The sequence below is a fragment of the Streptomyces sp. NPDC042259 genome (assembly GCF_055582085.1).
In genome coordinates this window covers 320,984-336,675 of record NZ_JBVJDW010000004.1, presented here as the reverse complement: position 1 = coordinate 336,675, position 15,692 = coordinate 320,984, and the positions used below count along the sequence as shown (strand labels likewise).

Genomic DNA, 15,692 nt, shown 5'->3' with positions numbered 1-15,692 from the left:
GCCATAACCCTCATGGGCACCCTCTATCTGGAGCGCATAACTCCGGTTAATGCGCGCCTAGTTATCGGATCAAGCCATGGTTATGCTCGGTCGGCCGAAATTCGGCGGACCCGACTTGACCGTGCGGGTTGCTTGTGATGGGAAGCAGCAACGTGAACAGATCTGGGGGGAGATGGGGGCGTGGCATACGTACGTTGTGCGCCGGTGCCCTTTCGCTCTCATTCGCCGCGGGAGCGCTGGGCGCGAGCCCGGCGGCCGCGGATGACGGCCCCGTCGTCAGCCCGATTCCGGCCACCGACCGCGGCCGCGTCGTCGAGCTGTGGCGGACGGGCGGGCCGGGTGTCCGGGCGGCGGCGGAAGTCGCGCTCATGGGCACCGACGAGGACGTACGCCGGTTCCTCGACAGCGAGAAGGACATCGTCCAGCTGCATGACGAGCGGGTCGCTCTCACGCAGTTGTTCGAGGTCAGCGGCCGGGGCGTGCGCGAGGCGGCCAAGAAGGCGATCAACGGCAGCCGGGACGACCTGCGGACCTTCCTGAAGGACGGCTGGAAGGCTCCGCTGGAGCAGGACCGGCAGGTCCGCGTCATGCAGATCGTCACCGAGAACGGTGGCGCCACCAAGGAGGCCGGGCGCGCCGCGCTCAACGGCGGTCCGGAGCAGGTGCGGGAGTTCCTCGAGGACGGCCAGTACCCGGCCCGCGAGTCCGACGACCGGGTCGAGCTGACGCAGATCGCGACCACGGGCGGCCCGGCCACCAAGGCCGCGGCGAAGCTGGCGCTCAGCGGCACCATCGAAGACGTGCGCGAGTTCCTCGCGGTGGGTCAGCACGTGGCCCGCGCCCGGGACCAGGAGCGTGCCTCCGTCGCGGAGTTGGCCGAGCAGGCCAAGGCGGCCGGCGCACGGGCCAAGCGGGAGACCGAAGCCGCGCAGGAGGCCTCCGAGCGCGCGGTCGAGGCGTCGAAGCTCGCCAAGGAAGCCGCCCTGAAGGCGGCCAAGGAGACCGACGAGGCCCGCAAGGACTCCAAGCGGGCCGCGAACGCCGCGGGCCGGGCGGCCGAGGCCGCCCGTGGCGCGGCGGCCGCGGCACAGCAGGCCATCAACGCGGCGCGGGCGGCGAACCAGTCCGCGCGGGTGGCGGCGGCCGCCGCTTCCCAGGCCGCGTCCGCTGCCGCCGGTGCGGCCGAAGCGGCGTCCCGGGCGCGGGGCGCGGCAGCCGCCGCGGCCTCCGACGCGGGTCAGGCGTCCACCGCGCGCAAGGCGGCGGAGGCGGCCCGTGAGGCGGCCAAGGGTGCGCGCATCGCGGCCCAGGCGGCCACGCAGGCCGGTGCCGCCGCCGACGCGGCCTCGGGTGCGGCCAAGGCCGCCTCGTCCGCCGGTGCGAACGCCGATGCCGCCGCGAACGCGGCCGGTGAGGCCAGCGGTTACGCCGATGCGGCCGGTGTGCACTCGGCCGAGGCGGCCGCCGCGGCGGCTTCCGCGCGTCGTCACGCACGCGAGGCGACCCGGGCGGCCAACGCCTCCGAGGCGCTGGCACGGGAGTCGTCCGCCGCCGCCTACGAGGCGCGGGACGCGGCCAACGAAGCCGCCGAGCACGCCGAGAAGGCGGCCGACGCGGCCGAGGAAGCGGCCAAGCACGCGGGTGAGGCGGACAAGGCGGCCAAGGAGTCGACCGCCCACGCCGTCGCGGCCAAGAAGGCCGCCGACGCCGCCACGAGCGCGGTGGCGAAGGCCAACAAGATCTTCGAGCTGACCCGTAAGACCGAGGCCGAGGAGATCACCGCACGCACCGCCGCGGAGATCGAGCGGGCCAAGGACCTCAAGGCCGAGGACGACGACCGCAACGCCAAGGCCGCCAAGGCGGCCCAGGAGGCGAAGGACCTCGACGCCGAGGCGGTCCGCCTCGCGGACGAGGCCACCAAGTCGGGTGCGGACACCAAGCAGGTCGCGGAGAAGGCCCGCCGGATCGCGGTCATCGCGATGAAGACCCGTGGCCCCTGGAGCCGTGCCACCGCCGAGGTGGCACTCGCCGGTTCCGACGGTGCGGTGATCGACTACCTGCGCACCGGCTGGAAGAAGGCCGCCGAGCAGGACGACCGGGCACGCGTCCAGCGCCTGGCGGTGGAACCCCGCACGGTCGAGCTCCGCACGGCCGCCCAGCAGGCCCTGACGGGTGACGCCCAGCAGGTCCATGCCTTCCTGGAGTCCGGCGCGGACAAGGTCATGCTGGACGACTACCGCGTCCGCGTCACGCAGATCGCCACCTCCAGCGGCCGCAGCGTGAAGGAAGCGGCCATGGCCGCGCTCAAGGACGGCAGCGCCGCGAAGCTCCGCGAGTTCTTCACCTCGGGCCAGTACACCGCCCGCACCACCGACGAGAAGGTCCAGGCGACCCAGCTCAGCGCCGGCGGCCCCGAGCTGAAGTCCGCCGCCCGCATCGCCCTCGAAGGCCCGCCGCAGCAGCTGCACCGGTTCATCGCGACCGGCCAGTACCAGGCCAAGCGCAAGGACATGCTGGCGGCCGCGCACATCGCCGACGTCCAGCACCTGATCGCCGGTGCCGCCGGCATCGCCGCCGGGGCGCAGAAGAACGCCGCGGAGGCCGCCCGGGTCGCCGCCGTCGCCCGCAAGGCCGCGGACGAGGCCAAGGACTGGGCGAAGAAGGCCGACGAGTCCGCCGGCCAGGCCAAGAAGTACGCCGAGGACGCCAATAAGTCGGCGAACGAGGCCGAAGCCTCCGCTGCCCAGGCGAAGGAATCGGCGAAGGCCGCCCGCCAGGCGGAGGCCGACGCCAACCGCGCCGCCGCCGACGCCATCGACTCCGCCGCCGCCGCGCAGAGTTCAGCCGACTCGGCACGTGGTTCGGCGGATGTCGCATGGACCGCCGCCAACGAGGCACGCAGCTCCGCCACCGCCGCCGGGAAGGACTCGGTGGCCGCGGACAAGGCGTCCGCCGAGGCCTTCACGATCGCCGTCACCAAGCAGAAGGAAGAGATCGAGCGGCGGCAGAAGATCCTGGAGGCGTGGAAGAAGAAGTACGCCGAGGCCGAGAAGGCCGCCAAGGACAAGGACGACGGCTGGATCCCCGACTGGCTGGAGAACGGCGCCAAGACGGTCGGGAACTACGCCACGGAGTTGCTGAACCCCGATGTCATCATCGGCTCCGGCGAAACGGCTCTCGGCATCTTCATGATGGGGGTCGGCGGCTCGGGTGACATCGCCGGTGGCGCCCTGTGCATCACCGGCATCGGCTGCCTGGCCGGAGCCCCGGCCATTGTCGCCAGCACCAGTCTCATCGTCGGCGGTGGCTTCACCATCGGTGACGGCGTCCGCCGCATCGACGAAGGCGTCGGAACGGCACTCCGTAACGCTCGCAGCAAGGGCGGCGGCGGGGCCAAGAAGGAGCCGGAAACTCCGAACATCGTCCACGACGGCGTCGATGATATCGTCCAAAACGGCCGCCCCCAGCGCCTCAACCCCGACGGGACTCCGGACTTCTTCGAGGTGCGCACGGGAGGAAACAACCCGACTCCGCCTTCCATCGCGAGGAAGTGGGGCGGCGCCGAAATCTACGACATCCCGGGTGGTGGGAACTCCTACCGGATCCTCATCAACAAGTACGGGGACATCGGCTGGGTGGTCGACCACAACTACAACAAGATCACCCTGTACAAGCCCCGGCCCTGACTCCGTAGAGAGGAATTTTCGTGGAGGTCACCGACATCTCGCGCGATCTGGCCGCGTCAGGCCTGCGCCTGTGCGGAATGGAAGAGCCGGGCGCACTCGTGCCCGTGTGGGGTGCGTTCCTCGCCAGCAGCTGCCGCCGCGAGGAGGGAAGGAAGGACGCCGTCGTCACCAAGGACGACCCGGACTTCCCGGCCTCCGCGAATTCCTCGTGGTTCCGCCTGGCGGAGGACGAGGGGCTGTTCGACGAGAACGGCGAGTTCCTCTTCGCCGTGCCGACGCCCTCCGGGGCGAGGCAGTGGGCGCGGGTGCGGCTCATGGACGACTGGGACGTGTTCGGGAACCGTTCCGAAGCCGATTCCGAAATCTTCGGACCGGAAGGGTTCCCCGAATTCGTCATGCTGTCCACGGACGGAACCCTCGTCCTGCGGGCAACCGTCTGGGGCAACGGCTCCATCGGTCTGGTGGCACTGCCGCATCCACGACGGGTAGAGACGATCAGTCGCTACGTCGAGCGCCGCAGCGCCAACCCGAAGACGCCGCCGCATGAGCGTGCCGAGGGTACGAACTGGCTGAGTTCGCCCGCGTAGCCCCTCCGGGGGCCGACGTCACGCAGCCCCCTCCCCGGCTATGCCGGGGAGGGGGCTGTCGCCGTTCCGGACGGCAGTGACGAAGGTGTGCCAGGCGGCGGGGCGGAACGTGAGGGCGGGGCGGTGGGGGTTCTTGCTGTCGCGGACGGCGACAGCGCCGGTGGGTATGTTGTCGGCGACTTCGAGGCATGCCTCATCCCCGTCGCTGTACGTCGATTTGCGCCAACGTTCGCCGACCTCCACGCACTCGCCATCGGCGTCGCTATATGAAGACTTACGCCAAGTGGTCTCAATCAAATCTACGTATTCGATTCGCATGCGTCGAACTCCTCCATTGCTCTTTCGATCCAGGAAAGCGATGCGCACGGTGACAGCGCCAACGCATGGACCAGGTCGTACCGATAGGAATGCCGGGCTACTTCTTTTCTGGTCTGCACCAGTTCGCCCAGCGTTCCTCCCTCCAGGTAGGCCACATCCGGTGCGCTCTCGAAGGAGAGCAAGGTCACCGAACCACCCATGGCGGCATGGGAGCCAGCCGCGAATGGCAGAACTTGCACTTGGACGTTCGGGCCACTTGCCGCCTCAAGCACCCGCGCCAACTGGTCGCGCATGACTGCCGGGCTGCCCACTGCGCGCCGGATGACCGCTTCGTCCAAGACGGCCCACAGGAGCGGGGGGTCGGCCTCCGCCAGTACGCTCTGCCTGCCGATCCGGGTGGCGACCTTTTCCTCGATTTCGTCGGCAGTGCACCACGGCTGGGCAGCGCTCATGATTGACCGCGCGTACGCATCGGTCTGCAAGAGGCCCGGCACCGAGTGCGCCAGGTATGCGTGCATGGCGATCGCCGTGGCCTCGTACTCCAGGTACTTACGCAAGCGATCGGGGATCGGCTGGCGCTTGGCGTGCACCCACAGGTCGCACAGGTCGCCGTCCGCACCGAGAATCTCGTCCAGGCGGTCGGAGATTTCCTTGGACGGCGTTTCGTTGCCCAGTTCGTACTTGGCGATCTGACTGTGATGGACCGGGATCATGTCTCCCAGCTCCCGCTGGGTCAGTCCGGCCCGGATGCGCAGTTTGCGGAGCTTCACTCCGTAGAGGCAGGCCAGCGAGGCCGTGGGGTCAAGTTCCTTTGGTGGAGGCACTGTTGTCACCGGGTTTCACTTTGACACGCCGAAATCAGCTACTCCTGGCGAGCGTAGCTCTACTGACCGACACCGGAAGCTGAAATCGGGGCAACCACCCCACAGGGTGTCGCACACACGATCTACCGCGAATCGTACGGGTGTTGGCGCCCGAAAGCACCGTTCCCCAGCCCACCCGCCGGGCTAGCGTGCGGCACATAAGGCGACCCCCGACGGTGCTAGGAACACCGACCGGGGGTCTACACCCACCAGGAGAAGAGACCTCCCGAGAATGTTGAAGCATGCTAGCGCTCCCACGCGCTTCTTCACGCAGGTATCGAACGACATCATCCGCCACCCCCGCCTTTCGGCCGAGGCCGTGCGTCTCCTCACCTGGCAGCTCTCCCTGCCGAACAGCGAGGACGTGTCGCTGGCCAAGACGGCCGAGCGGGCCGGGATCAAGAAGACGGCGTTCATCCGCGCGAAGCGGGAACTGATCGCCGAGGGGTACGTGCACGAGTGGCGCGCGCAGGGCGCGCGGGGCCGTTGGTTCACCACGCAGCTCGTCTCGAACAAGCCCCTGACGGCGGAGGAGGCGTCGGCCGCCCGCAAAGGGCCTCGACCGACTGCCGCCCCACCGACCGTTCGTCGACCGACTCGTCCGTCCGTCGGCCGTTCCCAAGAGAAGACAACGGGGGCGAAGACTTCCCACCCTCCCCACCCGCTGGCCGAGCGGGGCGCGCAAGCCCTCGCCCTCGTCACGCGCGGCGAACGCAAACTGCGGCTGGCACCCGCCGACATCGCGCAACTCGCCCCGCTCGCGGCGGAATGGCTGCTGCGCGGGGCGACCATGGGGGAACTGCGGGAGTCGCTGACCTCAGGGCTTCCGGAACGGATCAACTCTCCGGCCGGGCTGACGCGTGACCGGCTGCTGCGCAAGATGCCCGCGCCTCGGCCGTTCGCCGAGCAGCGGGCCGCAGGGCCCGTCGTGCCGCGCGTGGCGGGCATGTGGGAGTGCCGGGGTGATCACACACAGCCGTACCTGTTCCAGCCGGTGGACGGGGAGACGCTGTGCCGCGACTGCCGCCGGGAACGGGCCGAGGAAGCGCACGCCTCCGGCGCCATCGGTGCCGCGCTACGGGGCGGCAGCCTGGTACGGGCGGCCTTGCGCGGCGGCCACAACACGCCCTGACCAGCCGGGGCGGACACGCCGGACGGCCCTCAGTCCGACTGCGCCCGACCGTCACGGATCCACGTCACCACGACCAGGGCGGCGGCGACGTACATGACGCCCGCCGCGTTGCTCACGGACTCGACGTACTGCTCGTAGCCGTCCGCGCGCAGCTCCCCGGCGAGGAATCCGAGCGCGGTCCCGAGCCCCGCGAGCGCACTGGACAAGGCGGCGAAAGGGGCCTTGGACATTCCATCTCCTCCGAGCAACGAGACGACCCGTTCACCGCCGAGTCTGTTTATGCACCGTCAACTTCCCGGTCCTGCCCCGAATAGTGCGGCTCACACACGTGACGCCGGGCACATCGACCCGCCATCCGCCGGGCCGTCGCCGACCCCGGGACAGGTCACTGACCGGCGCCCAGGTCACCCTGACGCACCAAGCGTCCGGCGAAGCTCGTACCGGCCGGTCGGGCACGATGTGGGGTGACGCAGTCGACCGGCCGGCAGGACCTCCGCATATCCCGGGACCCGACGGCGGAGCCCGCCCGGGGGCGAGGAGGACGACCGATGGACACGGAACAGGGCCCCCCGCCGCCTCGTGGGCCGGACTGGCGGATGTTCGACGCGGTGCCGGTCGCGGTGGCGGTCACTCACGGCCCACGGCACACCGTCGTCTACACCAACCGCCTCTACGGGGAGCTGTTCGGTGACCGCCCGGTCGGCCTGCCGGTCGGCGAGGCATTCGCCGGCCTCCTGGAAGGGGAGTACCTCGGCCTCTTCGACCAGGTCCTGCGCACCGGTGAGCCGGTGGGCGTCACCGCCGCGCCCGTACGGACCGGCGCCCCGCACCACGACGAAGAACGCTTCTTCACCTTCAGCCTCTCGGCGACCCCCGACACCCCCGGAGGGACGGGCACCCCCGGAGGGACCGGCGTCCTCGTCGTGGCGGTCGAGGTGACCGGCCAGGTGCGGGCCGCCGACCGGCCACGGCTGCTGTCGGAGGAGCGGCTGCGCGCCCTGCGTCGTTACGAGAGCCTCGCGGCCACCGGCCACCGGATGATGTGGGTGACGGCCGCCAAGGGCGGAACCATCGAGCGGAGCCTCGGGTGGGAAGAGGTGACCGGCCAGACGTGGGAGGAGTTCCGCGGTGACGGCTGGATCGACGCCCTGCACCCCCACGACCGGGCCCCGATGACGGCCGCCTGGCGGCGCGCCCTCGAAGAGGTGCCCGACCAGTTCGAGTACGTCTACCGGCTGCGCACCCGGGAGGGCGGCTACCGGCACTTCGACGTCAAGGCCGTACCGGTCCGTGAGCGGGGCACCGTCGTGGAATGGGTGGGCACGTGCACCGACATCGAGCCGCAGTGGCTGGAGCAGCGCCGCAAGGACCTGCTGGCCCACGCCGCGGCCGTCCTCGCGGAGGCCACCAATCCGCGCTGCGCGCTCGCCACGCTCGGCGAGGTGATCGTTCCGGCGCTGGCCGACAAGTGCGGGATCTACCTCCTGGCGGCCACCGACGGGCACACGGCCGCCGAAGGGCCGATCACCGTGGAGCGGATCTCCGTCCGCACCCGTGAGGGGCTCCCGCCCGAGCTGCCGGGGCGCCGCGAGGAGCGCCTCGAAGCGGGCAGCGCGCTGGCGCGGGCCGTCCGGGAACGGCGCGTCATCCACGCCACCTTCACCCCCGACACCATTCCCCCGGACACCGCCCCGGCCGCCACCGTCTCCTGGCTGCACCGGGCCGGTGCGCACAGCATGGTGATCGTGCCCATCGTCATCGACGGCACGCTCGCCGCCGTCGTGGACGCCTTCGCGTGCGGGGACCGCGAGCCGATCGGCCCGGCGGACGTGGCCCTGATGCACGAGTTCGTCGAGCAGGCGCAGGAACCGCTGCGGCACATTGCCGAGTTCCAGCGCACCCGGCGCGTCGCCTTGGCCCTGCAGCACAGTCTGCTCACCGACCCGCCCCGGTACGAGCGGTTGCGGATCACCGCCCGCTACCTGCCGAGTCCCACCGCCGCCGAGGTCGGCGGGGACTGGTACGACTCCTTCATCCTGCCCGACGGGGCCCCGGTCCTGGTCATCGGTGACGTCGCGGGGCATGACATCGCCGCCGCCGTGACCATGAGCAAGATGCGCAACATGATGCGCGGCCTGGCCGCCGACCGCCAGGAACCGCCCGGCGACATCATCCGGCGGCTGGACGTGGCCACCCAGACCCTCAACCCCGAGGAGGGCACGGCCACCTGTGCCCTCGCCCGTCTGGAGAAGGACGCCGAGGGCGGCTGGCGCACGCGCTACAGCGTCGCGGGCCACCCTCCGCCGCTGCTCGTCACGAAGGACGGCGCCACCCGCTTCCTGGACCGGGCCGGTTCGCCGATGCTGGGCCTGCCCACGCGGGACGACGACTGGCGTGACAGCGCCGTCGAACCCCTGCCGGCCGAGAGCACCCTGCTGCTCTACACCGACGGTCTGGTGGAGCGCCCCGACGAGGACATCGACGAGAGCCTCGACCGTCTCCGCCGCACCGCCGCCGTCCTCGCCCGGGAACCGCTCGACGTCTTCTGCGACAGCCTCCTCGCCGAACCCGCCGCGTTCGGCCGCGACGACATCTGTCTCATCGCGCTGCGCGTCCCCACGAAGGAACCGGCGGAGGAGGACGGCTGACGAGGACGGCGCGACCGGCCCCGTTGAAGCCGACGGTCTCACGGGGCGACCGTTACCGGGCGTAGGGGTTGTCGATGGTGTGGGGTCGCCTGGCGGTCTCCAGCACGTTCCGGCCCCCTCTCCAGTCATTACCTTCTTCGGCTGGTCCGGCCCCGGGGCCGAGCGGTGGCCACCAGCCCCAGGCCGAAGATCAGGACCGCCGGCGCACCGGCGACGACGGAGTCGCTACTGTGCAGGGGCCACATCCACGCGTACGGCCGCCCTCCCGGGCCCAGCCCGATCAAGGCGCAGGCCACGGGCAGGGCCGCCACGGTTACGGGACCGTATTGCGCGTGGGTGAAGCGCTGCACGATCAAGCCCACGCCCAGGTAACCCAGGAAATTGCGGGCAACGGCGAAGGCCAGCGCGAAGTCGAGGAGAAACGTCTCCAGCAGAGCGACAAGCGACGCGAGAACACCGGCAGCGGTGAGAGCGGCCACCCACCATGAGGTGACGGGGCGCACCGCGCACGCTTCCGTCTCCCAGGGCGCGCGGTTCAGCCCGTAGAGCATCACGCCCGCCGGGAGCACCGGAAGGACGAGCGGCACCGGGACACCCCCTCCCAGGCCACTGAAGAAGGAGGGCAGGGGGACCGTTGAGGTCGAAAGGAGGGGTGCCGCCACGAAGCACAGGACCAGTGCCCCGGCCCAAGAGGAGGTGGCGTGTGCCCGGACCCACCAGATCACGGCGTCTGCCTCGCTGCCCGTGCGTACGAAGTCGGGTCGAGATCGGGCGCGACGGAACAGTCACGGACCGCGCTCATATTGCGCTCGAACCACCTTTGCTGCGCCGCCACCGGCAGTCGGCGGACCTTTTCGCCCAATTCGACGGCTTTGGCGGGCCACTGCCTGCGCAAGGCGGAGGGCTGCGCTCCCGCCGTCAGGGCAAGCCATGAATGGACAGCCGAGGCAGCCTCGTCGCCCGGGTAGCGGGCATTCGGCTGCTGGGCGCAGGCCGGCGGCTCGGCGGGCATCGCCCCTGCAGAAATCGCGGTAACGACAGAATTTCGGTTCGGAATCGTGGCACCGAACTCGATTCGCGATACCGGTTTGATTCCAACCGCCCGAAGGTTACGGTCCGCGTCCTGGGACCAGCGGAGGAAGTCCGCCTGGTCGGCACGTTGTTCGGGCCACAGGCAGACCTGGGGACGGCTGCCGACACACTGGAAGAGCGAACGGTCGCGCGCTTGGGCACCCTTGAACCCCAGCGGGCGGGCCAGTGCCACGCTTGCGACGATGCCCACGAAGCAGACTGTCCAGGCCAGAGCCAGCCGGGCCTTGCCCTTACGCATCACCAGCACGAGTAGCGCCGCGGTGATCAACCCGGCGGAGAAGGCGGCGGCCGATCCCAGACTCCGCAGTGACGGTTCCTGATCCAGACCGCAGCATTCGGTAACGCCCTGTCCGTTCAGATGGCGCAGCCAGGAAGGGCTGTCGAGGGCCGCGGGCCAAAATCCCCAGAAGTAGCCGACGATGAGCATGAGTGCGGCGCTGAGCAAGCGGGGCAGTCGGCGGCCCACCAGATATCCCACGGCCATGTGGGACAGCACGATGAGATAGGCGGTGGCCAGGACAAGGAAATCCGGATGACCGGGCTTCCCGAGAGCGGGACCGGAGAAGGCGGCCAAGGAAACGAGCAAGCCGACGAGTCCGAGGGCGGCGACCGGGGCGAGGTGAGTGGCGGCGACACTCAACCGAGATCGCGCCGGTGCCCAGCCGTCGACACCCGCATCGGCCAAACGGCCCGCCTCCCATGCGGCGCAGGCACCGCAGGCACCGCTCACGAAGCCGAGAACGACGAGAGACTGCGTACTGGCGGACGCCCAGTACTCGATGACCGTGTCGGAGTTCTGGGCGCTGAACCACAGCAGTGCGGGAAGAAGGACCAAGGCAGCCCAAACGGCGGGGCCGGAGCGCAGAAGCGTCTTGATGCGCATGTCCGGCTCAGACCTCCCCGCGCACCAGCGACCGGTACGCGCTCTCCGCGCGCCGTTCACCGGGTACATCGCCGGGCGCATGAGCGAGAAAGCCGTGAGTATCGCCTTCGTACACGACCCGGCCCCGGTCGAAGACGACAACGGAGTGGTAGATGTCCGCCAGGTCTTCCGTCTGGTGGGTGGAAACCACGAAGTGCACTCTGCCGGACAGATCGGCGAGCAGTTCCCGGAAGACTCTGCGCTGCTCCGGGTCCAGACCGGCCGTGGGCTCGTCAAGGAGAACCACCTCCGCTCTGTGCACGATCGCTTGGGCGATCCCCAGGCGCCTCAGTTGGCCGCCGGAAAGCTCATGGCTGCGCCGGGAAGCGAGCTGGGTGAGCCGGACCCGGTCCAGAGCATCGGCGGAGCGGTCCCAGGCGCGGCGTCGCGAAAGGCCCTTGAGCCACCCCGCGTAGGCGGCTTGTTCCCGAACGGTCAGCCCCGGCACCGGACTGACGCGCTGCGGCAGCCAACCGACTCGGCGACGGAACTCGCCTCGGTCGCTTCGCCGCACGCTGTCCGCCGACCCGAGGCGCACGGTGCCGCCCGAGGGCGCCAGGACGGAGGCACCTAATGACAGCAGTGTGGACTTTCCGGCACCGTTCGGCCCGAGCAACACGGTATTCCCGGGCGGAACTTCGAAGGTCAGCGAGTCGAGGACGGGTACGCCGGCCCGGTACCCGAAAGTGCAGTCTGTATAGCGCAGTGGCACGTGGCTTCCAAGGTGGAGACGGCTGGGGAGGAAACAGGCCGCCCGGCCTGCCGTACCAGGACGCCAGGCCGGGCGGGGGTTCCGGTTCGATCAGTACCTGACGGCGATGCTACTGACGTTCAGGTACGAGCGGGGAGCGTCGTCCCCGTTGAGGTTGGAGTAGTTGAAGTAGTACGTTCCACCGGACTGGCGTCCGAAGTTGGACGTGTTGCAGTAGTTCTTGCTTCTGTCGACCACGGGGTCGGGGAGCCCACTACGGTCCCTCTTCAGCTGGATCCCGGCATACCTGAAGGTCGAATTAGAGGCGGAGCATCCGGAAAACCGGACAGTCGTGGATGCGCCATCACTGTTGTTGTCGTCCCAGTGGCGCGATTCCTTGCCCGTGACCCAGTTGCTGGCGTAGGAGTCGAAGCCTCCTTCGGCATGAGCGACTCCGGCTGTGAGAGCGAACGCCGCGACGGCCGCAGAGGCTATCGCACCTGCCTTCTGTACTGCACGCATGGGTATCTCCTCGGTAGGAGGGCCGAGTTGCCAGTGACCCCAAAATCGACTGTGTGTGCGAGGTGCCCGGTGAGCATCACCCAACGCCCATGGGTGGTCAACAACGGACGGCAAGATCGAGGCATGCGAGAAGGGCGATGACACGCCGATGACGGAAGCAGCGATTCAGGACGCGATCAACTAGCCGCCGACTCCCGCACTTTCCACCGGCAACGCGGCGCCGTGCAGGCCCAGTTAGGTACCCGTCGACTTGAACTGCGGGCCTCCGCACGCCCCTACACACGGTGGTGGCACCGCTCAGTTCCAGCACAGGCAGGCGTTGCTTGCGGAAAGGGTTCCGGCACCTCCCCTACCGCCGGCCATAGCCGCTCGGTGCACAGCGACCGACAGGAAACAGCCAACCCGGCCTTCGGGTAACAGCACTCTCACTGCCTGGTTCAGCCCCGGGTCCGTTCCCCGGGGGCCCGGCGTTCACCCCGTCGGCAACGCCCGGCAGAGGGCGTCCAGGGCGCCCGCGAAGGCGTGGTCGGGGGGTGTGCCGTACCCGACGATCAGGCCGTCGGAGACTCCGGAGTCGCCGAGGGTGTCCGCGTGGCGGAAGCGGCTCAGGCCCTCCAGGGCCAGGCCCTCCCACGCGGCGGCTCGCAGGGCGTCGCGTTCCGTGCCCGGCGGGAGTTCGAGTACGGCGTGCAGGCCGGCGGCGATGCCGGTGATGCGGATGTGGGGGGCGCGTTCGGCGAGGGCGGCCACGAGCTGGTCGCGGCGGCGGCGATAGCGCAGTCGCATGGCGCGGACATGGCGGTCGTACGCGCCCGAGGAGAGGAACTCCGCGAGCGTGAGCTGCTCGAAGGCGCCCGACGCCCACTCCCCCGTCTGCCTGAGCGCCAGCACGTCGTCGACCAGGTGCTCCGGCAGGACGAGCCAGCCCAGCCGCAGGCCGGGGGCGAGGGACTTGCTCGCCGTGCCGCAGTAGACGACGTGTTCGGGGCCGAGGCCCTGGAGGGAGCCGACCGGTTGCCTGTCGTAGCGGAACTCGCCGTCGTAGTCGTCCTCCAGAATCAACCCGCCGGTACGCGACGCCCAGTCGACGACGGCGGCACGCCGGTCGGGGTGCAGCGGCACTCCCAGGGGGAACTGGTGGGCCGGGGTGAGGAGCACCGCCCGTACGTTCTTGTGCGCCTCCAACTCCGCGACGTCCGCACCGAGTCGGTCGACGGGCAGCGGCCGTTCCCGCAGCCCGGCGCGGGTGACGACGTCGCGGTGGAGCCACAGCCCGTACCCCTCCACGCCCAGTTCGCGCACGCCCCGCTGCCGCAGGACGCGCCCGAGGAGGGCGAGGCCCTGCATGAAGCCCGCGCACACCACGATGCGGTCCGGGTCCGTGCGTACGCCCCGGGCCCGGGCGAGGTAGTCCGCGAGGGCGGCCCGCAGTTCGGGGCGGCCCCGGCCGTCGCCGTAACCCAGCGCCTCGTTCGGCGCCTTGGTCAGAGCGCGGCGGGCGGCGGAGAGCCAGGCCGCGCGGGGGAAGGCGGAGACGTCGGGCGAGCCGGTACGCAGGCTGTACGCGGGGCCGACGGGCGGGCGGGGCCGGTCGGGGCGGCGCTCGGGGGTGCGGGACGCGGTGCGCCGGGCGACGCGGGTACCGGAGCCCTGCCGGGCGGTGAGCCAGCCCTCGGCGACCAGCTCGCCGTACGCGTCGGCGACGGTGTTGCGGGCCAGCCCGAGGTCGGCGGCGAGCGAACGGGAGGAGGGCAGCCGGGTGCCGGGCGCGAGACGGCCCGTACGGACGGCGTCGCGCAGGGCGCGGAGGAGATTGGCCCGCACACCGCCCGGCCCGGCGAGGTCCAGATGCAGATCGGCGCCGCCGGGGGGTGGTGTGGCGGCCGAAGTGGCCCATGATTCCCGCATGGAAATGGACCATACCCCTGGGCTAACCGAACCGTAGTGTCATGGGTATGACGAACGACGCCACCGCCCACAGCCACGGTCCCCGGATGTCCTTCCACAAGCTGGCCCCCGAGGTCCAGAAGGCGATGTACGGCCTGGAGACGGCCGCCCGCAAGGGCCTCGACCCGGCCCTGATCGAGCTGGTCAAGATCCGTGCCTCGCAGATCAACCACTGCGCCTTCTGCATCGACATGCACGTCAAGGACGCCCGCAAGGCGGGTATGTCGGAGGAGCGCATCTACCTCCTCAACGCCTGGGAGGAGGCGGCCGGCCACTACACCGAGAAGGAGCAGGCGGCCCTCGCCCTCACCGAGGCCGTCACGGTCCTCACCGACGGCTTCGTCCCGGACGCGGTCTACGACCGGGCCGCCGCGCAGTTCGAGGAGGGAGAACTGGCCCAGCTGATCGCCCTCATCACGACGATCAACGCCTGGAACCGCATCGGCGTCACCACCCGCATGACACCGGGCCTGTACGAGGCCTGACGCCGGCCACAGCCGACCGACAACCACATAGTGTGACCGATCGCCTCCCCGCTCGTTGTTCCGCGCGGGGGGCGATTCCTCATGTCCGGCCCTGCCACGTGGCGCATCATGGTGACGAGCCCCTCATGGCAGTCCGGGACATGTACCCACAGCCAGAGAAGGGGGCCCGACATGGGAGGTCTCGCGATGACGGCGCCGCTGCCCGACCACGAGCTGGCACACCTGCTTGACACCTACGAGCACCTTGAGGTGCCCGAAGGCCATCGAGCGGAACTCATCGGGGGGGAGATCGTCATCTCACCGTCTCCTACGAACTTCCACAACTGGATCTACAGCGAGCTCCACTATCTGCTGGTACGGGAAACGCGGCAGCGGGGCTGGGCGGTCACCAACACCACCACCGTCTTCCTCCCCGCCACCGACGAGAGGTACATCCCCGACCTCCTCGTCTGCCCCGCCGACGCGCTGCTCCGCGACCCCGACGAGTGGCGGTTCGCCGCCGAGGACGTGCTGCTCGCCGCCGAGATCACGTCGCCGTCGACCGCCCGGCGGGACCGTGGGCCCAAGGTCTGGGGTTTCGCCCACTCCCAGGTGCCGATCTACCTTCTCGTGGATCCGTACGACGGCGACGGGAACACCACGGTGCACTCGAACCCGGACGGTGAGGGCCGCTACCGGGACGTGCGCCGGGTGGCCTTCGGGGAAAAGCTCCACCTCCCCGAACCCTTCAGCCTCGACCTCGACACCTCCGGCTTCCTCAAGGCGTGAGTGACGAAAGGTCCCGGCCGCCGGGCACGGA

Annotated in this window: 14 protein-coding genes; 6 read left to right on the top strand and 8 right to left on the bottom strand. The window is 70.1% G+C overall.

The features are described 5' to 3' along the window. Positions 1-194 precede the first annotated feature (194 nt). Positions 195-3,686, top strand: coding sequence for an ALF repeat-containing protein (locus ACZ6MA_RS13740; protein WP_469433580.1), 3,492 nt, complete (start codon positions 195-197; stop codon positions 3,684-3,686). A 20-nt stretch (positions 3,687-3,706) separates the two neighbouring features. Beyond that, positions 3,707-4,273, top strand: a complete 567-nt coding sequence (locus ACZ6MA_RS13735) for a hypothetical protein (RefSeq protein ID WP_469433578.1) — start codon at positions 3,707-3,709, stop codon at positions 4,271-4,273. Between the two features lie 18 nt (positions 4,274-4,291). On the opposite strand, the gene ACZ6MA_RS13730 is transcribed toward ACZ6MA_RS13735, so the two are convergent. After that, entirely contained in the window at positions 4,292-4,591 is a 300-nt protein-coding gene (locus ACZ6MA_RS13730) for a DUF397 domain-containing protein (RefSeq protein WP_469433577.1), read from the bottom strand. Then, positions 4,573-5,361, bottom strand: a complete 789-nt coding sequence (locus ACZ6MA_RS13725; protein WP_469433576.1) for a helix-turn-helix domain-containing protein — start codon at positions 5,359-5,361, stop codon at positions 4,573-4,575. Before ACZ6MA_RS13725 ends, ACZ6MA_RS13730 begins: the two co-directional genes overlap by 19 nt. Before the next feature lie 325 nt (positions 5,362-5,686). Here ACZ6MA_RS13725 and ACZ6MA_RS13720 point away from each other — a divergent pair, with 325 nt between their 5' ends. Beyond that, entirely contained in the window at positions 5,687-6,586 is a 900-nt protein-coding gene (locus ACZ6MA_RS13720; protein ID WP_469433574.1) for a hypothetical protein, read from the top strand. Positions 6,587-6,615: 29 nt separating this feature from the next. On the opposite strand, the gene ACZ6MA_RS13715 is transcribed toward ACZ6MA_RS13720, so the two are convergent. After that, the gene (locus ACZ6MA_RS13715; RefSeq protein ID WP_469433573.1) at positions 6,616-6,816 is read right to left on the bottom strand and encodes an SCO3870 family protein; all 201 of its coding nucleotides are present in this window, start codon (positions 6,814-6,816) and stop codon (positions 6,616-6,618) included. Between the two features lie 318 nt (positions 6,817-7,134). Here ACZ6MA_RS13715 and ACZ6MA_RS13710 point away from each other — a divergent pair, with 318 nt between their 5' ends. Next, complete coding sequence (locus tag ACZ6MA_RS13710) at positions 7,135-9,234, top strand: SpoIIE family protein phosphatase (protein WP_469433572.1); 2,100 nt, start codon at positions 7,135-7,137, stop codon at positions 9,232-9,234. Positions 9,235-9,362: 128 nt separating this feature from the next. On the opposite strand, the gene ACZ6MA_RS13705 is transcribed toward ACZ6MA_RS13710, so the two are convergent. The 5 genes from ACZ6MA_RS13705 to pdxR form a co-directional block, all read right to left on the bottom strand. Further along, positions 9,363-9,821, bottom strand: coding sequence for a hypothetical protein (locus ACZ6MA_RS13705; RefSeq protein ID WP_469433570.1), 459 nt, complete (start codon positions 9,819-9,821; stop codon positions 9,363-9,365). Positions 9,822-9,955: 134 nt separating this feature from the next. Then, positions 9,956-11,209: a DUF7224 domain-containing protein gene (locus ACZ6MA_RS13700; RefSeq protein ID WP_469433569.1), complete on the bottom strand. Its 1,254-nt coding sequence runs from the start codon at positions 11,207-11,209 to the stop codon at positions 9,956-9,958. Positions 11,210-11,216: 7 nt separating this feature from the next. After that, entirely contained in the window at positions 11,217-11,960 is a 744-nt protein-coding gene (locus tag ACZ6MA_RS13695) for an ATP-binding cassette domain-containing protein (RefSeq protein WP_469433568.1), read from the bottom strand. A gap of 90 nt (positions 11,961-12,050) precedes the next feature. After that, entirely contained in the window at positions 12,051-12,461 is a 411-nt protein-coding gene (locus tag ACZ6MA_RS13690) for a hypothetical protein (protein ID WP_469433566.1), read from the bottom strand. 471 nt (positions 12,462-12,932) lie between these two features. Continuing rightward, entirely contained in the window at positions 12,933-14,369 is a 1,437-nt protein-coding gene (gene pdxR, locus ACZ6MA_RS13685; protein WP_469433565.1) for a MocR-like pyridoxine biosynthesis transcription factor PdxR, read from the bottom strand. A gap of 41 nt (positions 14,370-14,410) precedes the next feature. On the opposite strand from pdxR, the gene ACZ6MA_RS13680 reads away from it, so the two are divergent. Further along, entirely contained in the window at positions 14,411-14,893 is a 483-nt protein-coding gene (locus ACZ6MA_RS13680) for a carboxymuconolactone decarboxylase family protein (protein WP_469433563.1), read from the top strand. A gap of 171 nt (positions 14,894-15,064) precedes the next feature. Next, positions 15,065-15,661 carry a Uma2 family endonuclease gene (locus ACZ6MA_RS13675; RefSeq protein WP_469433562.1) on the top strand — a complete coding sequence of 199 codons (597 nt, stop codon included), beginning with the start codon at positions 15,065-15,067 and terminating at the stop codon, positions 15,659-15,661. The last annotated feature ends 31 nt before the right edge of the window (positions 15,662-15,692 follow it).